Source organism: Cupriavidus sp. KK10, from assembly GCF_018223725.1.
GTDB classification, from domain to species: domain Bacteria; phylum Pseudomonadota; class Gammaproteobacteria; order Burkholderiales; family Burkholderiaceae; genus Cupriavidus; species Cupriavidus necator.
Map to the genome: position 1 here is coordinate 5,214,259 of NZ_CP073677.1, position 20,626 is coordinate 5,234,884.

At 67.5% G+C, this 20,626-nt stretch carries 25 protein-coding genes; 8 read left to right on the forward strand and 17 right to left on the reverse strand.

What is annotated here, in order from left to right:
• Positions 1-4: 4 nt before the first annotated feature.
• From KB879_RS24265 to KB879_RS24290, 6 genes are all read right to left on the reverse strand, one after another.
• Positions 5-1,732 (reverse strand): ABC transporter substrate-binding protein, encoded by a 1,728-nt coding sequence (locus KB879_RS24265; RefSeq protein WP_211982287.1) that lies wholly within the window; start codon positions 1,730-1,732, stop codon positions 5-7.
• A gap of 119 nt (positions 1,733-1,851) precedes the next feature.
• Positions 1,852-2,160, reverse strand: coding sequence for a DUF2160 domain-containing protein (locus KB879_RS24270; protein WP_211979918.1), 309 nt, complete (start codon positions 2,158-2,160; stop codon positions 1,852-1,854).
• 42 nt (positions 2,161-2,202) lie between these two features.
• Complete coding sequence (locus tag KB879_RS24275) at positions 2,203-3,033, reverse strand: carbohydrate ABC transporter permease (RefSeq protein WP_013957314.1); 831 nt, start codon at positions 3,031-3,033, stop codon at positions 2,203-2,205.
• On the reverse strand, positions 3,026-3,910 hold the full coding sequence (locus KB879_RS24280; protein WP_035818277.1) for a carbohydrate ABC transporter permease: 885 nt from the start codon (positions 3,908-3,910) through the stop codon (positions 3,026-3,028). The genes KB879_RS24275 and KB879_RS24280 overlap by 8 nt, the downstream gene beginning before the upstream one ends.
• Entirely contained in the window at positions 3,907-5,013 is a 1,107-nt protein-coding gene (locus KB879_RS24285) for an ABC transporter ATP-binding protein (protein WP_013957316.1), read from the reverse strand. Before KB879_RS24285 ends, KB879_RS24280 begins: the two co-directional genes overlap by 4 nt.
• 1 nt (position 5,014) lies before the next feature.
• Entirely contained in the window at positions 5,015-6,145 is a 1,131-nt protein-coding gene (locus KB879_RS24290) for an ABC transporter ATP-binding protein (protein WP_211979919.1), read from the reverse strand.
• Between the two features lie 156 nt (positions 6,146-6,301).
• Here KB879_RS24290 and KB879_RS24295 point away from each other — a divergent pair, with 156 nt between their 5' ends.
• On the forward strand, positions 6,302-7,072 hold the full coding sequence (locus KB879_RS24295) for a DeoR/GlpR family DNA-binding transcription regulator (RefSeq protein WP_153954679.1): 771 nt from the start codon (positions 6,302-6,304) through the stop codon (positions 7,070-7,072).
• Between the two features lie 91 nt (positions 7,073-7,163).
• On the opposite strand, the gene purU is transcribed toward KB879_RS24295, so the two are convergent.
• Complete coding sequence (purU, locus tag KB879_RS24300; protein WP_013957319.1) at positions 7,164-8,030, reverse strand: formyltetrahydrofolate deformylase; 867 nt, start codon at positions 8,028-8,030, stop codon at positions 7,164-7,166.
• A gap of 96 nt (positions 8,031-8,126) precedes the next feature.
• Positions 8,127-9,014, reverse strand: a complete 888-nt coding sequence (locus tag KB879_RS24305) for an NUDIX hydrolase family protein (RefSeq protein ID WP_153954678.1) — start codon at positions 9,012-9,014, stop codon at positions 8,127-8,129.
• Between the two features lie 56 nt (positions 9,015-9,070).
• Here KB879_RS24305 and glpK point away from each other — a divergent pair, with 56 nt between their 5' ends.
• The 4 genes from glpK (at position 9,071) to KB879_RS24325 (ending at position 13,193) form a co-directional block, all read left to right on the forward strand.
• On the forward strand, positions 9,071-10,642 hold the full coding sequence (gene glpK / locus KB879_RS24310) for a glycerol kinase GlpK (RefSeq protein ID WP_211979920.1): 1,572 nt from the start codon (positions 9,071-9,073) through the stop codon (positions 10,640-10,642).
• Between the two features lie 40 nt (positions 10,643-10,682).
• Complete coding sequence (locus KB879_RS24315; RefSeq protein WP_114132479.1) at positions 10,683-12,287, forward strand: glycerol-3-phosphate dehydrogenase/oxidase; 1,605 nt, start codon at positions 10,683-10,685, stop codon at positions 12,285-12,287.
• A gap of 78 nt (positions 12,288-12,365) precedes the next feature.
• Entirely contained in the window at positions 12,366-12,743 is a 378-nt protein-coding gene (locus tag KB879_RS24320) for an MliC family protein (protein ID WP_013957323.1), read from the forward strand.
• Positions 12,744-12,812: 69 nt separating this feature from the next.
• Positions 12,813-13,193 (forward strand): hypothetical protein, encoded by a 381-nt coding sequence (locus tag KB879_RS24325; protein WP_013957324.1) that lies wholly within the window; start codon positions 12,813-12,815, stop codon positions 13,191-13,193.
• 55 nt (positions 13,194-13,248) lie between these two features.
• Here KB879_RS24325 and KB879_RS24330 read toward each other — a convergent pair whose 3' ends face one another.
• The 6 genes from KB879_RS24330 to KB879_RS24355 form a co-directional block, all read right to left on the reverse strand.
• Positions 13,249-13,530 carry a hypothetical protein gene (locus tag KB879_RS24330; RefSeq protein ID WP_041228006.1) on the reverse strand — a complete coding sequence of 94 codons (282 nt, stop codon included), beginning with the start codon at positions 13,528-13,530 and terminating at the stop codon, positions 13,249-13,251.
• Positions 13,531-13,607: 77 nt separating this feature from the next.
• On the reverse strand, positions 13,608-13,832 hold the full coding sequence (locus tag KB879_RS24335) for a hypothetical protein (RefSeq protein ID WP_010814355.1): 225 nt from the start codon (positions 13,830-13,832) through the stop codon (positions 13,608-13,610).
• A 113-nt stretch (positions 13,833-13,945) separates the two neighbouring features.
• Positions 13,946-14,353 (reverse strand): YXWGXW repeat-containing protein, encoded by a 408-nt coding sequence (locus KB879_RS24340; protein ID WP_013957326.1) that lies wholly within the window; start codon positions 14,351-14,353, stop codon positions 13,946-13,948.
• Positions 14,354-14,470: 117 nt separating this feature from the next.
• Complete coding sequence (locus tag KB879_RS24345) at positions 14,471-14,674, reverse strand: hypothetical protein (protein WP_010814357.1); 204 nt, start codon at positions 14,672-14,674, stop codon at positions 14,471-14,473.
• A gap of 68 nt (positions 14,675-14,742) precedes the next feature.
• Positions 14,743-15,045, reverse strand: a complete 303-nt coding sequence (locus KB879_RS24350) for a lysozyme inhibitor LprI family protein (RefSeq protein WP_148271580.1) — start codon at positions 15,043-15,045, stop codon at positions 14,743-14,745.
• Between the two features lie 166 nt (positions 15,046-15,211).
• Positions 15,212-15,673, reverse strand: coding sequence for a CopD family protein (locus KB879_RS24355; protein ID WP_041228008.1), 462 nt, complete (start codon positions 15,671-15,673; stop codon positions 15,212-15,214).
• A 305-nt stretch (positions 15,674-15,978) separates the two neighbouring features.
• Here KB879_RS24355 and KB879_RS24360 point away from each other — a divergent pair, with 305 nt between their 5' ends.
• The 3 genes from KB879_RS24360 to KB879_RS24370 are packed head-to-tail and all read left to right on the forward strand — an operon-like array spanning position 15,979 to position 18,370.
• The gene (locus tag KB879_RS24360; RefSeq protein ID WP_013957329.1) at positions 15,979-16,578 is read left to right on the forward strand and encodes a YfiR family protein; all 600 of its coding nucleotides are present in this window, start codon (positions 15,979-15,981) and stop codon (positions 16,576-16,578) included.
• On the forward strand, positions 16,575-17,840 hold the full coding sequence (locus KB879_RS24365; protein WP_211979921.1) for a diguanylate cyclase domain-containing protein: 1,266 nt from the start codon (positions 16,575-16,577) through the stop codon (positions 17,838-17,840). Before KB879_RS24360 ends, KB879_RS24365 begins: the two co-directional genes overlap by 4 nt.
• A gap of 8 nt (positions 17,841-17,848) precedes the next feature.
• Positions 17,849-18,370, forward strand: coding sequence for an OmpA family protein (locus KB879_RS24370; RefSeq protein WP_211979922.1), 522 nt, complete (start codon positions 17,849-17,851; stop codon positions 18,368-18,370).
• Between the two features lie 16 nt (positions 18,371-18,386).
• Here KB879_RS24370 and KB879_RS24375 read toward each other — a convergent pair whose 3' ends face one another.
• From KB879_RS24375 to KB879_RS24385, 3 genes are all read right to left on the reverse strand, one after another.
• Entirely contained in the window at positions 18,387-18,662 is a 276-nt protein-coding gene (locus KB879_RS24375; protein ID WP_013957332.1) for a hypothetical protein, read from the reverse strand.
• Positions 18,663-18,713: 51 nt separating this feature from the next.
• Positions 18,714-19,562: a D-amino acid aminotransferase gene (locus tag KB879_RS24380; RefSeq protein ID WP_211979923.1), complete on the reverse strand. Its 849-nt coding sequence runs from the start codon at positions 19,560-19,562 to the stop codon at positions 18,714-18,716.
• 118 nt (positions 19,563-19,680) lie between these two features.
• Positions 19,681-20,172, reverse strand: coding sequence for a GNAT family N-acetyltransferase (locus KB879_RS24385; protein ID WP_211979924.1), 492 nt, complete (start codon positions 20,170-20,172; stop codon positions 19,681-19,683).
• Between the last annotated feature and the right edge of the window lie 454 nt (positions 20,173-20,626).

Below are 20,626 nucleotides of genomic sequence, written 5' to 3' on the forward strand. Positions count from 1 at the left end.
CGCCTCAGCGCACCTTCCCCTCCTTCCACGCCTGCAGCAGCTTGTCGTAAGGAATGGTCTCGCCCTTCGGCTTTTCGTCGGCCAGCTTCTTCCACGGCGCATGGTCGTTCGACAGCCACTTGCCCGGATCTCCCTTCGGGTTGAGCTTGGGCGCGCAGTTGCTCATGCCCGCGCGTTGCAGCCGCGCCATGACCTGGTCCATCTCTTCGGCCAGCGTGTCCATGGCGGCTTGCGGCGTCTTCTCGCCGGTCACCGCGGTGGCCACGTTCTTCCACCACAGCTGGGCCAGCTTCGGATAGTCGGGCACGTTGGTGCCGGTCGGCGTCCAGGCCACGCGCGCGGGGCTGCGGTAGAACTCGACCAGCCCACCGTACTTGGCCGCGTTCTTGGTCAGGTAGTCGTGGTGGATGTCGCTGTCGCGGATAAAGGTCAGCCCGGTCAGCGACTTCTTCAGCGAGACCGTCTTGGACGTGACGAACTGCGCGTACAACCAGGCGGCCGCCAGCTTGTTGGGGTCGGTGTTCTTGAAGAAGGTCCACGAGCCCACGTCCTGGTAGCCGTTCTGCATGCCCTGCTTCCAGTACGGGCCGTACGGCGACGGCGCCATGCGCCACTTGGGCGAGCCGTCGGCGTTGACCACCGGCAGCCCCTTCTTAGTCATGTCCGCGGTGAAAGCGGTGTACCAGAAGATCTGCTGCGCCACCTGGCCTTGCGCGGGGACCGGGCCGGCCTCGGAGAAGGTCATGCCCATCGCCTGCGGCGGCGCGTACTTCTTCATCCAGTCGATGTACTTGGTCAGCGCATAGACCGCCGCCGGGCTGTTGGTGGCACCGCCGCGCGACACCGAGGCGCCGACCGGCGTGCACTTGTCCTCGGCGACGCGGATGCCCCACTCGTCCACCGGCATGCCGTTGGGCAGGCCCTTGTCGGCGGTGCCGGCCATCGACAGCCAGGCGTCGGTGAAGCGCCAGCCCAGCGACGGGTCCTTCTTGCCGTAGTCCATGTGCCCATAGACCTTCTTGCCGTCGAGCTCCTTCACGTCGTTGGTGAAGAAGTTGGCGATGTCCTCATAGGCCGACCAGTTGGTCGGCACGCCCAGGTCATAGCCGTACTTGGCCTTGAACTTGTCCTGCAGGTCCTTGCGCGCAAACCAGTCGGCGCGGAACCAGTACAGGTTGGCAAACTGCTGGTCGGGCAGCTGGTACAGCTTGCCGTCCGGCGCGGTGGTGAACTTGGTGCCGATAAAGTCCTTCACGTCCAGGCCGGGGTTGGTCCATTCCTTGCCGGCGCCGTTCATGTAGTCGGTCAGCGGCAGGATCGAGCCGTAGCGGTAATGCGTGCCGATCAGGTCCGAGTCAGAGATCCAGCCATCGTAGATCGACTTGCCGGACTGCATCGAGGTCTGCAGCTTCTCGACCACGTCGCCTTCCTGGATTAGGTCGTGCTTGACCTTGATGCCGGTGATCTCCTCGAACGCCTTAGCCAGCGTCTTGGATTCGTACTCGTGCGTGGTGATGGTTTCAGACACGACGCTGATCTGCGTGACACCCTTGGCCCTGAGCTTGGCGGCGGCATCGATGAACCACTTCATTTCGGCCTGCTGCTTGTCCTTGGCCAGCGACGAGGGCTGGAACTCATTGTCGATCCACTTCTTCGCTTCCGCCTCGCCTGCCCAGGTGGACCCGCAAGCCAGCGCAGCCGCGCAGGCAAGGGCTGACATCCCCAACTTCACGTGCACTTTCATTGGTGTCTCCTCAAGAATTCCCCTCCCCGGCTATGGTCCTGGTGGCGGCCCCGGGGCAGGGATAAGCCGCAAACCCTCCATCCAACCGTGATGCCTCCGATCCCCGGCTAGCCCTTGCGCATGATCAGCGCCAGCACCAGCATCGATACACCGAAGCTGATCCAGACCGACGGCTCTTCGGACAGCGACAGCCACGCGGTGACCTTCTCGCCCAGTCCTACCCACGCCAGGTTGACCCAGGCGGCGCACATCAGCCCGATAAACAGCCGGTCGCCACGCGTGGTCGCGATCCGCAGGAAGCCCTTGCGCAGCACCGAAGGCGCGCGTATTTCCCAGATAGTCATGCTGATCAGCATGACCACGATGCAGCCGAAGAACACCGCTACCGGCGTCGTCCAGACCATCCAGCTCAGCATTGCGCCGTCTCCTTGTGTTGTGATCAGGGTTGCGCCGTGCGCTTACACGCGGCCCATCGCGAAGCCCTTCGCGATGTAGTGCCGCACGAACCAGATCACGATGCCGCCGGGCACGATGGTCAGCACGCCGGCCGCGGCCAGCACGCCCCAGTCCATGCCCGATGCCGACACCGTGCGCGTCATGGTGGCGACGATGGGCTTGGCGTTGACCGAGGTCAGCGTGCGCGCCAGCAGCAGCTCCACCCAGCTGAACATGAAGCAGAAGAACGCCGCCACGCCCACGCCGGCCTTGATCAGCGGCAGGAAGATGGTCAGGAAGAAGCGCGGGAACGAGTAGCCATCGACATACGCGGTCTCGTCGATCTCGCGCGGCACGCCCGACATGAAGCCTTCCAGGATCCACACCGCCAGCGGCACGTTGAAGACCAGATGCGCCAGCGCCACGCCAAGGTGGGTATCCATCAGCCCGATGGTGCTGTAGAGCTGGAAGAACGGCAGCAGGAACACCGCGGGCGGTGTCATGCGGTTGGTCAGCAGCCAGAAGAACACATGCTTGTCGCCGATGAACTGGTAGCGCGAAAAGGCATAGGCCGCCGGCAGCGCCACGCTGATCGAGATCACCGTGTTCATCGCCACGTAGATCATCGAGTTGACGTAGCCCGAATACCACGACGGGTCGGTGAAGATGGTCTTGTAATGCTGCAGCGTGAATTCCGCGGGCCACAGCGACAGCGTGGAGACGATCTCCTCGTTGGTCTTGAACGACATGTTCACCATCCAGTAGATCGGCACGATGGCAAACAGCAGGTAGACCAGCAGGAAGCCCGCGCGCCACCAGGTGGCGCGGTTGGCGGGGGTGCGCAATTCAGCCATGGGGCATGTCCTCGCTGCCGGCGGTGCCCGCGCGCTGCATCCAGTTATAGAGGATGAAGCACATGAGCAGGATGATCAGGAAATAGACGATGGAAAACGCCGCCGCCGGGCCCAGGTCGAACTGGCCCACGGCCTTCTGCGTCAGGTACTGCGACAGGAAGGTGGTGGCATTGCCCGGGCCGCCGCCGGTCAGCACGAAGGGCTCGGTATAGATCATGAAGCTGTCCATGAAGCGCAGCAGCACCGCGATCATCAGCACGCCTCGCAGCTTGGGCAGTTGGATATAGCGGAACACCGCCAGGCGCGAGGCGCCGTCGATCTGCGCGGCCTGGTAGTAGGCGTCGGGAATGGCGCGCAGGCCGGCGTAGCAGAGCAGCGCCACCAGCGGCGTCCAGTGCCAGACGTCCATCACCAGCACCGTGACCCAGGCATCGAAGGCGCTGCCGGTGTAGTTGTAGTCGAAGCCCATCGCCGCCAGCGCGGCTCCCAGCAGGCCGATATCGGTGCGCCCGAAGATCTGCCAGATGGTGCCGACCACGTTCCACGGGATCAGCAGCGACAACGCGATGATCACCAGCACCGCCGATGCCTTCCAGCCCCTGGCCGGCATCGACAAAGCCAGCAGGATGCCCAGCGGGATCTCCACCAGCAGCACCGCCAGCGAGAAACCGAGCTGGCGCAGCAGCGCGTCGTGCAGCTCGCCGTCGCGCAGCACAGTGCGGAACCACTCAGTGCCGACAAACACGCGCCGCTCGGGCGAGATGATGTCCTGCACCGAGTAGTTGACGATGGTCATCAGCGGCAGGATGGCGGAGAACGCCACGCACGCCACCACCGGCAACACCAGCAGCCAGGCCTTCTGGTTGACGGGCTTCATTGGACCAGTTCCTCGTTGACGTAGTAGCAGGTATGGCGGTTGAACACCGACAGCCAGGCGGTGTCGCCCGGGCGCAGATCGGCTGCCTCGATACCCAGCCGCGCGCGCAGCGTGCCGGCCAGTGCGCCCGCCTCCTGCACGCCGCCAGTCAGAAGCCAGTAAGTGCCGATATCCTGCGCGCGCTCGACCCGCACCGGCACCGCCTGCGCGTCGCTCTCCGGCGCCAGGCGCAGATACTCGGGCCGCACGCCGATGCGGAAGCTGCCGGCCTCGCGCAACGCCGCTTCGACTGACGGCGACAACCCCGGCATGTAGCGGCGCCCGGCCAGCTCGACCGCGCCGTCGCGCCACTGCCCGGTCAGGAAATTCATGCCCGGCGAGCCGATGAAATGCCCGACGAAGGTATGCGCGGGCCGCTCGAACAGCGCATCGGCCGGCCCCACCTGCACCGCCTTGCCGCGCGACATCACCACCACCTGGTCGGCAAAGGTCAGCGCCTCGGTCTGGTCGTGCGTCACGTAGATCAGTGTCAGGCGGAACTCGTGATGGATTTCCTTGAGCTTGCGCCGCAGCTGCCATTTGAGCTGCGGGTCGATCACCGTCAGCGGCTCGTCGAAGAGAATGGCCGACACGTCCTGGCGCACCAGCCCGCGCCCCAGCGAGATCTTCTGCTTGGCGTCCGCGGCCAGGCCGCTGGCGCGGCGATCGAGCGTGGCCGACAGGTCCAGCATCTCGGCCACGCGCCCCACCCGCTCGCGCACCTGGGCTTCCGGCACGCCGCGGTTGCGCAGCGGGAAGGCCAGGTTCTCGCCGACGGTCATGGTGTCGTAGATCACCGGGAACTGGAACACCTGGGCGATATTGCGCGCCTGCGGCGTGGCAGCGGTCACGTCGCGGCCGTCGAAGGCGATGGTGCCTTGCGAGGGCCGCAGCAGCCCGGAAATGCAGTTCAGCAGCGTGGTCTTGCCGCAGCCGGACGGGCCCAGCAGCGCATAGGCGCCGCCGTCTTCGAACGTGAATTGCAGCGGCAGCAGCGCGTAGTCCTCGTCGGTACGCGGATTCGGCACATAGGAGTGCGCCAGGTCCAAGTCGATGCGCGCCATCTCAGCCCCCTGCCCCGGCAGCCGCGGCCGCGCCGCCGGGCACGTCCGCGGCCAGCCCGCCCGGCCGGCGCGGCGCGTGGATGCGGCGCCCGTCGGCGTCGAACAGGTAGATCTGCTCGGGCAGCAGATGGAGCGACAGCGGCTCGCCCAGCGCCAGGTCGAGCACGCCGGCGAACTGCGCCACCAGGTTGCCCACCGGGGTATCGGCGTGGACAAAGGTGTCCGAGCCTGACAACTCGGCCAGCGCCACGCGCCCGGGCACCGCCACCGCACCCGGCTCACCGGCCAGGCGCAATGCCGACGCGCGCACCCCCACCGTGACCGGGCCGTCGTGCCCGCCCGCGCCGGGCACCGGCACGGAGATATCGCCGGCCAGCGTGAGCCAGCCGCCCTGCAGCCTGCCCTCGACCAGGTTCATCGGCGGATCGTTGAACGCACGCGCCACGCGCAGCGAATCGGGATAGTGGAAGACCTGGGGTGTCGGGCCGTACTGCAGCAGTTCGCCGGCGTCCAGCACCGCGGTATGCCCGCCCAGCAGCAGCGCTTCGCCGGGCTCTGTGGTGGCATAGATCACGGTGGCGTCGCCATGCGCGAACAGCTGCGCCAGTTCCTCGCGCAGTTCTTCGCGCAGCTTGTAGTCAAGGTTGACCAGCGGCTCGTCCAGCAGCATCAGCGGCGCCTCCTTGGCCAGCGCGCGCGCCAGTGCCACGCGCTGCTGCTGCCCGCCGGAGAGCTCGGACGGATAGCGGTCCAGCAGGTGGTCGATATGCAGCCGCCCGGCCAACTCGCGCACGCGCGCGGCAATCTCTGCGGCCGGCGCCTTGCGCCGCAGTCGCAGCGGCGAGGCGATGTTGTCGAACACCTTGAGCGACGGGTAGTTGATGAACTGCTGGTAGACCATCGATACATTGCGCTCGCGCACCGGCATGCCGGTCACGTCGTGGCCGTCGACCAGCACGCGGCCGGCGCTGGGCCGGTCCAGCCCGGCCATCACCCGCATCAGCGACGTCTTGCCCGCTTGCGTGGCGCCCAGCAGGATGGTCACCGCGCCCGGAACCGGCACGAGTGTCATCGGATAGAGATACGCCTGCGAACCTGCCTGCTGTGCGACGCCTTCCAAACGTAGCTGCATCCGGTCTCCATGTTCGATATGCTTCCCGCATCACAGCTTTGGCGCGATGCAGGCGCACAAGTCTTGGCTTTGCGTTCGTTTTAGCAACAAAACGAACGTAAAACAATAGTGCACTGCATCATTTGTTTTCGTTTCTGTTTGAACTAGAATCCCGGCATGACCCTGAATCCCCGCCAGACGGCCCTGCTCGAAGAAGTCCGCACCCAGGGCTTTGCCTCCATCGACGAACTTGCGCGCAAGTTCGGCGTCACGCTCCAGACGGTACGCCGCGACGTCAACCTGCTGGCCGAGAACGGCATGCTGGCGCGCTTCCATGGCGGGGTGCGGGTGGAGGGCTCCACCACCGAGAACATCGCCTACCGGCAGCGGCAGGTGCTCAATGCCGAGGGCAAGGCGCGCATCGCGCGCGCGGTGGCCGCCGTGGTGCCCGAGGGCTGCTCGCTGATCCTGAACATCGGCACCACGGTGGAAGAGATAGCGCGCGAGTTGATGCACCACCGCGGGCTGCGCGTGATCACCAACAACCTGAACGTGGCCAATATCCTTGCCGACAACCCCGATTGCGAGGTCATCGTCGCCGGCGGCGTGCTGCGCTCACGCGACCGCGGCATCGTGGGCGAGGCCACGGTGGAGTTCATCCGCCAGTTCAAGGTCGATATCGGGCTGATCGGCATCTCGGGCATCGAGACCGACGGCACACTGCGCGACTACGACTTCCGCGAGGTCAAGGTGGCGCGGACCATCATCGAACATTCACGCGAGGTGTGGCTGGCAGCGGACGCCAGCAAGTTCAACCGCCAGGCGATGGTGGAACTGGCGCACGTGTCGCAGGTCGACCGGCTCTTTACCGATGAGCCGCTGGCAGCGCCGTTCGACCAGATCGTTGCCGACAGTGGGGTGAAGTGTGTGGTGGCGGAGCGGGACTGACCCGCTGGCCCGGCATCCCCGCGCCGGCGGGGATGCGGCCGCCGTGAAGCGGCAGGATTCCCGCGGGCGCGGGAACCGGGGGACGGCGAGCTTACTTGAACACCACGGTCTTGTGGCCGTTCAGCAGGATACGGTGTTCGGCATGCCACTTGACCGCGCGCGCCAGTGCCACGCATTCCACGTCGCGGCCGACGGCGGTCAATTGCTCCGGGTCCATGCTGTGGTCCACGCGCTCGATCTCCTGCTCGATGATCGGGCCTTCGTCCAGGGCGGCGGTGACGTAGTGCGCGGTCGCCCCGATCAGCTTCACGCCGCGCTCATGCGCCTGGTAGTACGGCTTGGCGCCCTTGAAGCTGGGCAGGAACGAGTGGTGGATATTGATCGCGCGGCCGGCCAGCTTGCGGCACAGGTCGTCGGACAGCACCTGCATGTAGCGCGCCAGCACCACCAGGTCGATCTTCTGCTCCTGCACCACGTCGAAGACGCGCGCTTCCTGCGCGGCCTTCTGCTCGGCCGAGGCGTTCATCAGCGGCAAGTGGAAGAACGGCACGTCGTAAGACGCCGCCAGCTGGTAGAAGTCGCGGTGGTTCGAGACGATGGCCGCGATCTCGACCGGCAAGCCGCCCACCTTGGCGCGGAACAGCAGGTCATTCAGGCAGTGGCCGATCTTGGACACCATGATCATCACGCGCGGCTTGACGGCGGCGTCGTTCAGTTCCCACTGCATGCCGAACTGGTCGCCCACCGGCGCGAACGCGGCCTTCAGCGTGTCCAGGTCCGGGCCGCCGGCGGCCGGCGTGAAATGCACGCGCATGAAGAAGCGGCCGGTGTACTCGTCACCGTACTGGTCGGAATCGACGATATTGCAGCCGTGCTGGAACAGCAGGCCCGAGACGGCATGGACGATGCCCGGCTGGTCGGGGCACGAGAGGGTCAGGATGAATCCGGTGTTGCTCATGGTGTGTTGTTCTGTCGGAATGGCGCGGCGCAAGGCCGGGAAAATCAGGTCAGCGAGGTCGGCAAGACCGGCACAGGCGGAACCCGCGGCGACGGCTCAGGCGCGCTGGTCAGGACCGAGCCAGCCGCGCCGCCCAAGGGCATCCAGCGTCACCAGTGTCGCATCGACCGTCATGGCGCCGGCCGACATGATAGCAAGCAATGCGACCACATCGACGCACCGGTGCTCGCTGACCTCGCCATCCTGGTTGCGCGGCGTGAAGCCGGGCGGCAGCAGCAGGTCGTAGACGCAGACCTGCTCCCACTGTACGCCTTCGGGCAGGTCGCGCAGCACCTCGATCACGCCGTGGGCCTGCGCGCCCTGCGCCAGCGCGGGCGGGATGCCGGATTCTTCCTCGCATTCGCGCACCAGCGTCGCCAGCGGATCGCTGCCGTGCGGCATGCCGCCGGCAACCAGGTTGTCCCACATGCCGGGGTCGACCGACTTGGCCGGGCTGCGCCGCGAGATCCACAGCGCGGGACCGCCATCCACATCGCCATCGACAATACCGTTCATGTGCGAGGCAAAGGTCAGCAGCCCGAGAAAGCGCGCCGCCGCGCGTTCCACCACGCCGAGTGCGGGCGCGTCCAGCGCGGGCGTGACCGCGAACAGTTCATCGCGCCAGCCGCGCACGTGGCCGGCATCGGCCAGCTGGCGGGCCAGCGCCTGCAGCGCGGCGCTGCGCGCGTCAAAGTCATTGCGCCCGGGCAGCAGTTCAACCGCCGTGGTGCCATCGGCCAGGCGCTCGTCCGGGCCGAGGATGGCGCCCATGCCACGCAGGATTGCCGCATGGGCGCGCGGCAGCCAGCCAACCTGCTGGCCGGCCACCATCAGGCGCAGCTTGGCGGCGGCATCGAAGCCGCTGCGCGCCGCCAGCGAGGCGGCAATCTGCGCGGCGAGGTTGCCCGCGGGGTCCGCGGGCGGCAACGAAGACGTTTCAGCCATCAGGAATCCATGCGCCGGCCGGGCCGGCGCGCTTTGTCATTGTCAGGATTGAACGCATGAACCAGCCAGCCGCGCAGGCCCAGCGCCCTGCATCGTCCCAGCTTCCCACCGAGCCGCAATATGTGCTGGCGCTCGACCAGGGCACCAGCAGCTCGCGGGCCATCCTGTTCGACCATGCCGGCAATGTGGTGCGACTCGCGCAGCGCGAGTTCCGCCAATATTACCCACATCCCGGCCATGTCGAGCACGACCCTTACGAGATCTGGCAATCGCAGCTGGCGGTGGCGCACGCGGTGCTGGCCGATGCCGGCATCTCTGCCTCGCAGGTGCGCGCCATCGGCATCACCAACCAGCGCGAGACCACTGTGCTGTGGGACCGCAAGACCGGCGAGCCGGTCGGGCGCGCGCTGGTCTGGCAGGACCGCCGCACCGCGCCCATGTGCGAGGCACTGCAGGCCGCCGGCCACGGCGAACTGTTCCTCGACAAGACCTGCCTGATCATCGATGCCTACTTCTCCGGCACCAAGCTGCGCTGGATGCTCGACAACATCGAAGGCGCGCGCGAACGCGCCCAGCGCGGCGAACTGGCCTTCGGCACCGTCGACAGCTGGCTGATCTGGCAGCTGACCGACGGCGCGCGCCATGTCACTGATGTGTCAAATGCCTCGCGCACGATGCTGTTCAATATCCACAGCTTCGAGTGGGACGACGCGCTGCTGGCGCTGCTCGACATCCCGCACGCGCTGCTGCCCGAGGTGGTGGCGTCCAGCGGCGAGGTGGCGCGCACCTCGGCGCGGCTCTTCGGCATGCAGATCCCCATTGCCGGCATCGCCGGCGACCAGCAGGCCGCCACCTTCGGCCAGGCCTGCCTGTCGCCGGGCATGGCCAAGAACACCTACGGCACCGGCTGCTTCCTGCTGATGAATACCGGCTCGCAGCCGGTCACGTCGCACAACCGGCTGCTGACCACGATCGGCTGGCAGATCCGCGGCCAGACGCAATATTGCCTGGAAGGCGGCGTGTTCATGGGCGGCGCCACCATCCAGTGGCTGCGCGACGGCCTGAAGATCATCAACAGCGCGCCCGAGGTCGAGCCGCTCGCGCGCCAGTGCGACGACACCGGCGGCGTGGTGCTGGTGCCCGCCTTTGCCGGCCTGGGCGCGCCGCACTGGGACCCCTTTGCACGCGGCACGCTGGTCGGCATGACGCGCGGCACGGGCCGGCCGCAGATCGCGCGCGCCGCGCTGGAATCGATCGCGCTGCAGAGCGTCGATGTGCTGGAAGCCATGCAGAAGGACGCCGGCATCTCGCTGGCCGAGCTGCGCGTGGACGGCGGCGCCTCGCGCAGCGACCTGCTGATGCAGATGCAGGCCGACCTGCTCGGCACCCCCGTGGTCCGCCCGCGCGTGACCGAAACCACCGCGCTGGGCGCCGCCTACCTGGCGGGCCTGGCCACCGGCTACTGGAGCGATCCGGCAGAGATCGCGCAGCAATGGCAGGTGGAGCGGCGCTTTGAGCCGAACCTGTCGGCTGACGCGCGCGGCCACCGGCTGGCGCGCTGGCATCGCGCCGTCGATCGCGCGCGCGACTGGGCGCGCGAGGACCAAGCCAACGGCAGCCACGCCTGAGCGCCGGCCCACCCCGAACATACTCCCCAAAAAATGCGTCATGCAGAGAGTCTCCACCCCGATCCAGCCCCCCGACCGCGCCGCCCTGCTCGCCACCCTGGAGCGCGAGCCGCGCTGGGATGTGATCGTCATCGGCGGCGGCGCCACCGGCCTGGGCACCGCAGTCGATGCCGCCTCGCGCGGCTACCGCACGCTGCTGGTCGAAGCCGCGGATTTTGCCAAGGGCACCTCCAGCAAGGCCACCAAGCTGGTCCATGGCGGCGTGCGCTACCTGGCCCAGGGCAATATCAGCCTAGTGCGCGAGGCCCTGCACGAGCGTGGCCTGCTGGCGCGCAACGCGCCGCACCTGGTGTGGCCGCTGGGCTTCGTGGTGCCGGCCTACCAGCTGTTCGACCAGCCCTTCTACGGCATCGGCCTCAAGGTCTACGACATGCTGGCCGGCGACCTCAACCTGGCCGGCAGCCGCTGGCTGAATCACCGCGAGGTGCTGGCTGCGGCGCCCAACCTGGCCGAGCACGTCGGCGGGCGTCCGCTGCGCGGCGGCAACCTGTATTTCGACGGCCAGTTCGACGATGCGCGGCTGGCGGTGGCGCTGATGCGTACCCTGTTCGACGTGGGCGGCACCGCGGTCAACTACATGCGCGTGACCGGGCTGAGCCAGCAAGGCGGCGTGATCAGCGGCGTGACCGTGCAGGATGCGCTGGGCGATGCCACCTTCCACCTGCGCGCCGACTGCGTGATCAACGCCACCGGCGTGTGGGTCGATGCGATCCGGCAAATGGAGGACGGCCACGCGCGCGCCATGGTCGCGCCCAGCCAGGGCGTGCACCTGACGCTGCCGCGCAGCTTCCTGCCGGGCGAGCGCGCCATCCTGATCCCCAAGACCGACGACGGCCGGGTGCTGTTCGTGGTGCCATGGAACGGCCACACCATTGTCGGCACCACCGACACGCCGCGCCGCGACCTGCCGCTGGAGCCCGACGCCGGAGCCGACGACGTCGATTTCATCCTGGAAACCGCGTCGCGCTACCTTGCCAGGGACCCGACCCGTGCCGACGTCACCAGCGTCTGGGCCGGCCTGCGGCCGCTGGTGCGGGCCACCGGCGAGGCCTCGACCGCGTCGCTGTCGCGCGAGCATACGATCCTGGTTTCCAAGGCCGGGCTGATCACCGTCACCGGCGGCAAGTGGACCACTTACCGCAAGATGGCCGAAGACGTGATCGAGACCGCGATCCAGCGCCAGATGGTGCGCGCGGCCCCGTGCGTGACCGCCGAGCTGCCCCTGCACGGCGCGGCGGGGCTGCCGGCCGGGCTGCCGCCGCCGGATTCAGGCTCGCCGGACCGCTACTACGGCAATGAGCTGGACCTGCTGCGCGCGCTGCCCGGATATGACCGGATGCTGGCACCGGCGTCGGGCCTGACCGAGGCGCACGTGCGCTTTGCGGCCCGGCACGAACTGGCGCGCCGGGTCGAGGACGTGTTGGCCCGCCGCAACCGCGCGCTGTTCCTGGACGCGCGCGCCGCCGTGGATGCCGCGCCGGCCGTGGCCGCGATCCTGGCCGAGGAACTCGGCGAGAGCGAGGCTTGGCAGGCGCGCGAAATCGAGAGCTTCCGCACGCTCGCCGCCGGCTACATGCTCGGCTGACCCGGACGCCGGCGCAACCGCCGCCGGCGCCGTCCATCTCAACTGGCTGACACACCACCTATTGACCAAGGCAAACCCATGACCACTCGCCCGATCCTGTCCTGCGCCCGCGCCGTGGCCCTGCTCGCAACCGTCGGCGCCTGCGCCGCGGCGCACGCCGCCCGCGCGCCCGGCATCGAGGGCGTGCGCTTCCCGGACGTGCGCACCGTGCGCTACCAGTGCGACGGCGGCAAGACGCTTTCCGTGCGCTATTTCAACAGCCCGGACAACCAGGCGGCGGTGTTCCGCATCGAAGGCAAGCCGGTGCTGGCGGTCAGCACCGTGTCGGCCTCCGGCGCGCGTTATGTCGGCGGCCGCTACGAATGGTGGACCAAGGGCGAGGAAGGCACGCTGCGCGACCTGATGCAGGCCGAAAACGCCGCGCCAGCGCTGGCCAACTGCCACGCAAAGCCCTAAGCGCCACGTCACCGTTTGAGGTGGCGGCGTTCCGGGCGATAATGCGGGGATTGAATCAGGGAGAACACCATGGACGAGATTGAAGATCTGTCCGATCTGCCGATGCCCCGCTTTATCTGGGGCTTCGCTGTTATCGCAGGCAAAGGCGGCGAGGTCATGCACGACGAGTTCGAGTATCTGACCCACACCCGCAGCCCGCGCTTCACCTGCCGCGTAGTCGAGCTAGAAGACATGCCGGCGGAAAGCGAGGAAGACGCCATCGATGGCCGCATCGTCCATGATGACGATCCGAGCCGGATGTTCTATATCACCGATGCCGGCATGGCGCTGGTCAATTTCCAGCTGTTCGACAAGATGCCGGACAAGCAGAAATTCAAGCGCATCTGCGACGAAGCCATCGCCAACTGGATGCTGCGCCGCGAATTCCTTGACGAAGAAGAAGAGGACTGACCCGCTCGTGACCTGATGGGGTCAGACAGGTGGCCGCGGGCGCGGCCACCATGTTTCAGCTCTCGGCCTGCTCCGGCGGCAACGCGCCCGCCAGCAGTTCATTGAGCAGCCCGGTCATGCCACCGGGGTGATCCACGGCAAGCGCCTGCAGGCGCTTGACCAGCGTGCCGTCCAGCTTGCACGCAAAGGGCACCAGACCTTGCTCCTGGTCCAGCCGGCGCTGTTCGCGCCGGTCCGGGCGCGCAGCGCCGCCGGGAATACCCCGCCCCGCCGTAGCCTGCTTCAGGCTGTTGGCGATCTTCAGGCCCTTGTTTTTTTCCAGGTCCGTTTTCTTCACGGCATTATCCGAAAGTCTGTAGAGGCCGGTATTGTACGCACCCGCGGCACCCACCGGCCGCAAGGCGACCGGCGCCGCTATTCGTTGCCGACTTCGATCAGTTCGGCGGCCACCCGCTGGATTTCCGCATAGACCGGAATGGCCTCCATCGGCCCGGTGCAGCCCACGGCCGTGGCCTGGCTGGCATCGGCGCCAGGCGGCAGGAACACAAAGGCCATGCCGGGCTGCCAGCCGGGATGCTTGCGCAGGCTGTCATTGAGGATGTCGAGATACTGCGCGCGCGTGAAAACGTGCTTTGCCATTGCTACCTCCGGTATCCGCTGCCGATGCGCCGCGCGGGCGCGGTTGTCATGGCGGCGATCGTAGCATGGCAAGGCCGCCCGGCGTCACCGTGCGGCGCCGGGCGGCTGGCGCATCAGCACTCGCCCTTCTTGGCGTGGCCGGGCGGGCAGTGATAGCCCTTGTCCTTGTGGCCCTTGTCCTTGTACCCGCCCTGGTCCCAGCGCCCCGGCACCAGCACCCAGCCGTCGCGCGACTGGATCCAGCGCGGCGACTCATAGATATAGCCGGGGCGTTCACGTTCCCAGCGCCCCTTCTTCCAGGCGTGCTTGTGGTAGTGGTCATCCCAGTCCCAGTAGCCCGGCACCCAGACATAGCCTGAGCGCGGCGTGGGCACGACCTCGTAGATCGGGGCCGGCGGTGGTACGCCGATGGCAACGTTGACCGACACCTGGGCCATCGACCCCGCACTGAACGTCAGGCCGGAACCCAGCAGGGCCGCCAGCAGGAGGGCCCTGGCCGGCCGGAGCGCGCGATGTGTCATGGGAGTCCTTTCTAGTGGAGGAACATGCCCACAGTCTAGCGCGCACCGATCCCGGCGCATTGTAAGAAACGGTATCCGTTGATCACAAAGATGCCGGCGCGCAACACTGGCCCCAGCCTAGTGGTCTTCGGCCATCGCCTTGAGCTGGGCCTCGCCCGCTACCCGCGCGGCATCCGAGGTGGTGAAGGTGTCGTCCGAGACGATGGCGCGCCGGATCTGCTGCGCGCCGAAGTCCACCAGCGCGATGACCCACACATAGCGCCCCGCCTGGGGCGCCGTTTGCACAAAGGCCTTCAGGTTGTTCCGCGATTCACTTGCCATGATCCATCTCCTGGTGAGACGTGCCGCAGCACAGGTGTCTGGGGAACTCTAGCACATGGCTGGCCCGCTCACCGGGCTGCGGCCTCCGTGGCGAAGTCACGCAATTCGCGCGCCCGCGCGGCCGTCATCCGGGCCATGCAGGTCGCCCCGGCCACGCGCGCGGCGGTGCCGCCGGCCGGATTGGCCATATAGGCGCAATTGGCCTGGCGGAACTCCAGCCAGACACGCTGCGCCACCCGCAACTGGCCGGTGCGCGGCGCTTCCAGCCGCCGCAGCAAGGCTTGATAGGCGCTGTTCAGCGCCACGTCCTGGACCCGTGTTTCGGCCGCGGCGCACCCGAGCATGTCGGCAGTCGACATGGCCTTGGCCATGCAGCGTTCATATTCAGCGCTCAGGCCATTGCTTTGCTCAGCGCGGGCCGGTGCGCCCGCCACGGCAAGACCAAGGACGGCAAGACATGCGATGACGCGCATAACGGCTCTCCCTTTGCCTGGTGGTGACGCGACGATGCTGGGCCATGCCGGGGCATCGGGCCGCTCAGGCCAGCCAGCGCCCCAGCGTGGCCACGGCGATATTGACCAGCCCGAGCACCAGGTTGGTCCCGACCGCCTGCCGGATGCGGTTCAGCGCGGCACCGGCGGCCGGCCAGTCCTGGGCCTCCACGGCCCGGCCCAGCACGCGATACGGCCCAAACCACACGTAGCAGAAAATCACCGTCATGACGAGGCCGATGCCCATCATCAGGTGCCAGTTGCGTGGGGAAGCGGACATGCCCACTGCGGCCATCATCGCCGCGCCGCTCAGCAGGATCGCGATCACCGCCGCCCACACCCACGGGAAGAAGCGGGCAAACACGCCGCGCCAGAGCCGCAGCCGCGGCGGCGGCTCCAGCACGGTGCCGGCCACGGGCCGCAGGCACAGGTAGGCAAAGAACATGCCGCCCACCCAGACGGCAACGCCGGCAACGTGCAGGAAGCGGAAAAGCGGGTCGGAAATCATGGCGGCAAGCGGCGGCGAGGCGCGCGTTGGGGACGATGGCCCCATTCTAAGTGTTGTGTCCGCCACGGCGAAGCGCTGCGCGCGTTCCAGCCTGACTTCAGGAAAACAACGAAAAACCGTTAAACATTCCGTATCACGCCGCGTCGCAAACTGGCCCCACGGAATCATGCCCGCACAAGCGCGTTCCGGGGCCGAGCCCACCCGCGGCTAACGCTTGACCGCCCGGAACCGGCCCCCGGACAATAACCGCGGCTGCGGCCAGCCCGCCACCCACACCGGCCGTACCGAACCTCCTGCCCCAGACCATGGCTCCTGCCCCAGCCAGCGCCCTTCCCGGTGCCGATTCCGCCCGACGTCCCCCGCTGCTGCGCCGCGCCCTGCCGGCCCTGCTCGCCGTGACGCTGGCGGTGCTGCCAGCCATGCTGCCGCCGGCGGTGACGGCGCAGCCCGCGCCGCAGCGCACCGACCTGGTCGCGCGCGTGGTCTTCAGCCTGCTGGGGTATGCACGCTGGCCGGTCGAGCGCGACCCCGTGCGACTGTGCGTGGACAGCACCAGCCACTATTCCGCACGGCTGATGGAAGGCGGCACGCTCGCCAACGGCCGGTCGGTGCGCACGCGCCAGGTCGACGTGCTGGCCGACATGCTGCATCCGGCCTGCGATGCCCTCTACGTCGGCGCCATGAACGAAGCCCGCCGCAAGCGCCTGTCGGGCGAACTGACCGGCCGCCCGGTACTGGTGATCGCCGAAGAAGACTTCGAGTGCGAGGTCGGCAGCATGTTCTGCCTGAACATCCGCGACCAGCAGGTCTCGTTCCGCGTCAACCTTGACACGCTCGCGCGCAGCGGCGTGCATGTGCACCCCGGCGTGCTGCAGCTGGGCCGCCGCAAGGGAGCGCCGTCATGAGCGCGCACCAGCCGGCGCGCGGCAACGGCGCCCGCCCCACCCTCTACAGCGTGCTGCGCCGGATCCACCTGGGCGTGGCGCTGATCGCGGTATTCACTGCCGGGGTCTCGCTGACCGCCCTTGGCCTGACCGCACTGCGCGTCTATGCCGAACACAACGTGCGGCTGGTGGCCCGCTCGATCGCCTACACGCTGGAAGCGCCGGTCGTATTCCGCGACCAGGCGGCCACCGGCGAGACACTGGCGGCCATCGCCGCGTCCGAGGACATCGCGCGCGCCACCGTCTACGACCACGACAACCACGTGCTGGCCGAATGGCAGCGCCCCGGCCAGGCGCCACTGACCGGCTTGCGCCACGTGCTGAGCGAGTGGCTGAGCATGGGCGTCGTGGAACAACCGATCCTGCACCAGACGCAACCGGTCGGCATGCTGCGCGTCAGTGGCAACGCCCGCAACCTGCTGCATTTCCTGCTGCAGGGCGCGCTCGGCCTGCTTGGCTGCCTGCTGCTGACCGCCGTCGGCGCCCACTACCTGGCCAGCCGGCTGCTGGTGCAGATCGTCGAGCCGCTGCGCAACCTGATGCGCGTGGCGCACGCGGTGCGCTCCAAGCGCGATTTCGCGCAGCGCACGCCGCCAGCCAGCATCGCGGAACTCAATGCCCTCAGCGAGGACTTCAACGGCCTGCTGGACGAACTGCAGACCTGGCAGAACCAGATGCAGCACGAGAACCGCTCGCTCGCCCACCGCGCCAACCACGATGCGCTGACCGGCCTGCTCAACCGCGCCGCCTTCGTCGAAGCGCTGGAGCACGCCGTGCGCCATGCCGCGGCCAACGACGAGTACGCGGCCGTGCTGTACCTGGACAGTGACGATTTCAAGAACATCAACGACCGCCACGGCCATGCTGCCGGCGACGCCGTGCTGGTGGCCGTGGCCCAGCGCATCCGCACCAGCCTGCGCGCCAGCGACACCGTGGCGCGCATCGGCGGCGACGAATTCGCCGTGCTGGCCGCAGCGCTGCGCGCGCCGCGCGACGCCATCCATATCGCCGAGCATATCCTGCAGGCGATGTCCGCCCCGATCGACCTGCCCGACGGCAGCACGGTGCAGGCGTCGCTCAGCATCGGCCTGGCCGTTTTCCCTGTCCACGCACAAGGCAGCCAGGCGCTGCTGCACGCGGCCGACGCCGCCATGTACGGCGCCAAGCGGCGCTCCGGCGGCACCTGGCAAAGCGCCGAGCCGCGCCTGGACGTCACGCAGTGAGAACCCCCATGCCCGAACGCCCGACCCTGCCCTGCTGGAAGTCCCTGTGGAAACTCTGGGTCGCCGCCATCGTGCTGACGGGGCTGTCGCTGGCCGGCTGCCAGACCGCGCCGCCAGCCACCGGGTTGTCTCCGGCCCAGGTCGCGGTGCTGAAGCAGGAAGGTTTCGCGCTGACCGATGAAGGCTGGGAACTCGGCCTGTCAGACAAGCTGCTGTTCGGATTCAATGAGGACCTGATCGACGCTGAGCGCGCCGCCAATGTGCAGCGCCTCGGGCGGGCGCTGAAGGGCGCGGGCATCGAGCGCCTGCGCGTGGATGGCCACACCGACGAAGCGGGCTCGGCCGAATACAACCAGTCGCTGTCAGTGCGGCGCGCCGAAGCCGTGGCAAGGCTGCTGGCGGGCGCCGGCTTTGCGCCGGAAAGCATCGAAGTTCGCGGACGCGGCAAGAGCCGCCCGGTGGCCGACAACCGCACCGCCGCCGGACGCGCCGAAAACCGGCGCGTCGCCATCGTCGTATCGGTCGACTAGGACGGCGGCCGGCGCTTCAGTCCCCGAACGGATTGGGCGCGCGGTTCTCCGGCGCTTCGCTCAGGTCGAACTCGTCGCGAACCTTGTCGACCACCGCGCGGATGCTGGCCTCGTAGCCGGACGCATTGCCGAAGCCCGTCATATTCCAGTTGCGCCCGCGGGCATCGCGCGCGTGCGGCACAGGCGCCGGCACCCGGACCTTGGCGCCGTCCTCGCCGATTTCATAGATTTGCTGGATGCGCCGGCTAACCTCGTCCTGCAGGGCACGCCGGCCACGCTCACGCTTGGCCATGGCTGACTCCTCGATGATTCCCGAGGCATCCTAGCACGCACGCAAATCCGCTCAAAGCGCAGCCTTGGCAGCCTGGTACGCAGCGTAAAGCCGGGCAAAGACCGGCCCTGGCACGCCCTTGCCAATGGCGCGGCCATCGATGGTCACCACCGGCAGCAGCTCCTTGCTGGCCGACGACAGCAGCACCTCATCGGCGGCGAACACCTCTTCCCTCGCGATGCGGCGCGCCTCCAGCGCAATCCCCATCGCGGCACAGACCTCTTCCATGAACCCGTAGCGGATGCCTTCCAGGATCAGGTTGTCCTTGGGCGACGCCATCACGCGGCCTTCGCGCACCACCCACACATTGGACGCCGACGCCTCGGTCAGCCAGCCATCCCGGAACTGGATCGCCTCGATCACGCCGTGCTCCACCGCATGCTGCGCCGCCAGCACGTTGCCCAGCAGCGACGTCGACTTGATCTGGCAGTTCAGCCAGCGCCGGTCCTCCATCGTCACGCACGCCACGCCCTGCTCAAGCATCTGCGCCGACGGCAACGCCATCGGGTTGGTCATGATCAGCACCGTCGGCACGACCTCCTTCGGAAACGCATGCGTGCGCCTGGCGACGCCGCGCGACACCTGGATGTAGACCAGCTGGTCCGACAGGCCGTTGGCCTGGACCACCTCTCCGACCAGCTTCAGCCACTGCCCGGCGCTGTACGGATCGGGAATCCCGATGCCCTCCAGGCTGCGGTGCAGGCGGGCCAGATGCTGGTCCCCGCGGAATGGCTTGCCGTTGTAGTAAGGGATGACTTCGTAGATGCCATCGCCAAAGATGAAGCCGCGGTCGAGGACGGGGATGCGGGCTTCGGAGAGGGGGATCAGGGTGCCGTTGAGGTGGACGATGGGGTCGGACATGGGGGCAAGTGCCAGAGATCGAAAGAGATGCCTGATTCTTTCACGAGCAGGCAGGCAGGTTCATGCAATTTGCGCATGAGGTTGGCTACCCATGCCATGTCGGCGCCGGCGCGCAGGCTCAGGCTGGCGGCAGCGCTTTCGACAACAGCACAGTCGTAAAGCCGCTGTCCCAGCTCTCGTCAGGATAGAAATCGATCTCGGCATAACCATGGCGCCGGTAGAACGCGCGGCTTTGCACGTTGAACGTGTCCGTCTCCAGCCTCGCCTCGCGATGCCCGGCGCGGGCAATCTCGCCTTCGGCGTGGGCCAGCAACGCCCCGCCCAGCCCCATGCGTTGCCATGTCCGCCCGACATGTAGGGCCCAGATAAAGTTGTTTTCCCAGTCCACCATGGCCGCGGGCACGCCATCCACGCAGGCTACGCGGAATGCCTGCAGGCGCGCTTCGACGTAGCTTCGGGTCTTGCCTTGCCGTTCAAAGGCGGCTGCCGCAGCGGCTGTCAGTTGCGGCTTCCAGGTGCCGAGGTAGGTGTCGGTCAGGATGTCTTCCACCGCTTGCGCGTCTGCGGGCAAGACGGGGCGGATTTCGAGTTGGAAGGTGAGTTTGGTCATGGCCGAGAGGATACCGGGCACCGGATACATGGCGGAAGCCCTCTCACGGACACAGAACTTTGGCGGACAGAACAACTGGATCGGCACGCCCAGCCAATCCGGCGCGCCGGGATGGAAGCCATGCCTTCGTGGCGGTGACGGGCATGGCCATGTCGCCCTGCGGCAACACCTCTATTTAGAGGGATGCGCGATACAAGGTCCTATACGACCATCCTCACGGGCGATCCCGCGACTCGCCCACTACTACTTCAGCCCTCGCCTACCCTGGCCGAGGGCTTTTCTTTGAGCTCGTCAGGCATTACGAAGCCACCGGAGACTGGAAACAAAAAAGCCGCCCAGACGGGCGGCTTCGCTTTGCACAGTGTTCTGGCGGAGAGAGGGGCCGCCATCCTTCAGTCCAACACATTCCAGTGTCTTCCAAAAATTGTCCAATAATTCAATAGGTTGTGCCAAC

Coding starts and splice junctions, on each gene's coding strand:
- KB879_RS24270 (WP_211979918.1), bottom strand. CDS start 2,160: ATGCTGAGCTGGATGGTCTGGACGACGCCGGTAGCGGTGTTCTTCGGC.
- KB879_RS24275 (WP_013957314.1), bottom strand. CDS start 3,033: ATGGCTGAATTGCGCACCCCCGCCAACCGCGCCACCTGGTGGCGCGCG.
- KB879_RS24280 (WP_035818277.1), bottom strand. CDS start 3,910: ATGAAGCCCGTCAACCAGAAGGCCTGGCTGCTGGTGTTGCCGGTGGTG.
- KB879_RS24285 (WP_013957316.1), bottom strand. CDS start 5,013: ATGGCGCGCATCGACTTGGACCTGGCGCACTCCTATGTGCCGAATCCG.
- KB879_RS24290 (WP_211979919.1), bottom strand. CDS start 6,145: ATGCAGCTACGTTTGGAAGGCGTCGCACAGCAGGCAGGTTCGCAGGCG.
- KB879_RS24295 (WP_153954679.1), top strand. CDS start 6,302: ATGACCCTGAATCCCCGCCAGACGGCCCTGCTCGAAGAAGTCCGCACC.
- purU (WP_013957319.1), bottom strand. CDS start 8,030: ATGAGCAACACCGGATTCATCCTGACCCTCTCGTGCCCCGACCAGCCG.
- KB879_RS24305 (WP_153954678.1), bottom strand. CDS start 9,014: ATGGCTGAAACGTCTTCGTTGCCGCCCGCGGACCCCGCGGGCAACCTC.
- glpK (WP_211979920.1), top strand. CDS start 9,071: ATGAACCAGCCAGCCGCGCAGGCCCAGCGCCCTGCATCGTCCCAGCTT.
- KB879_RS24315 (WP_114132479.1), top strand. CDS start 10,683: ATGCAGAGAGTCTCCACCCCGATCCAGCCCCCCGACCGCGCCGCCCTG.
- KB879_RS24320 (WP_013957323.1), top strand. CDS start 12,366: ATGACCACTCGCCCGATCCTGTCCTGCGCCCGCGCCGTGGCCCTGCTC.
- KB879_RS24325 (WP_013957324.1), top strand. CDS start 12,813: ATGGACGAGATTGAAGATCTGTCCGATCTGCCGATGCCCCGCTTTATC.
- KB879_RS24335 (WP_010814355.1), bottom strand. CDS start 13,832: ATGGCAAAGCACGTTTTCACGCGCGCGCAGTATCTCGACATCCTCAAT.
- KB879_RS24340 (WP_013957326.1), bottom strand. CDS start 14,353: ATGACACATCGCGCGCTCCGGCCGGCCAGGGCCCTCCTGCTGGCGGCC.
- KB879_RS24345 (WP_010814357.1), bottom strand. CDS start 14,674: ATGGCAAGTGAATCGCGGAACAACCTGAAGGCCTTTGTGCAAACGGCG.
- KB879_RS24350 (WP_148271580.1), bottom strand. CDS start 15,045: ATGGCCAAGGCCATGTCGACTGCCGACATGCTCGGGTGCGCCGCGGCC.
- KB879_RS24355 (WP_041228008.1), bottom strand. CDS start 15,673: ATGATTTCCGACCCGCTTTTCCGCTTCCTGCACGTTGCCGGCGTTGCC.
- KB879_RS24360 (WP_013957329.1), top strand. CDS start 15,979: ATGGCTCCTGCCCCAGCCAGCGCCCTTCCCGGTGCCGATTCCGCCCGA.
- KB879_RS24365 (WP_211979921.1), top strand. CDS start 16,575: ATGAGCGCGCACCAGCCGGCGCGCGGCAACGGCGCCCGCCCCACCCTC.
- KB879_RS24370 (WP_211979922.1), top strand. CDS start 17,849: ATGCCCGAACGCCCGACCCTGCCCTGCTGGAAGTCCCTGTGGAAACTC.
- KB879_RS24375 (WP_013957332.1), bottom strand. CDS start 18,662: ATGGCCAAGCGTGAGCGTGGCCGGCGTGCCCTGCAGGACGAGGTTAGC.
- KB879_RS24380 (WP_211979923.1), bottom strand. CDS start 19,562: ATGTCCGACCCCATCGTCCACCTCAACGGCACCCTGATCCCCCTCTCC.
- KB879_RS24385 (WP_211979924.1), bottom strand. CDS start 20,172: ATGACCAAACTCACCTTCCAACTCGAAATCCGCCCCGTCTTGCCCGCA.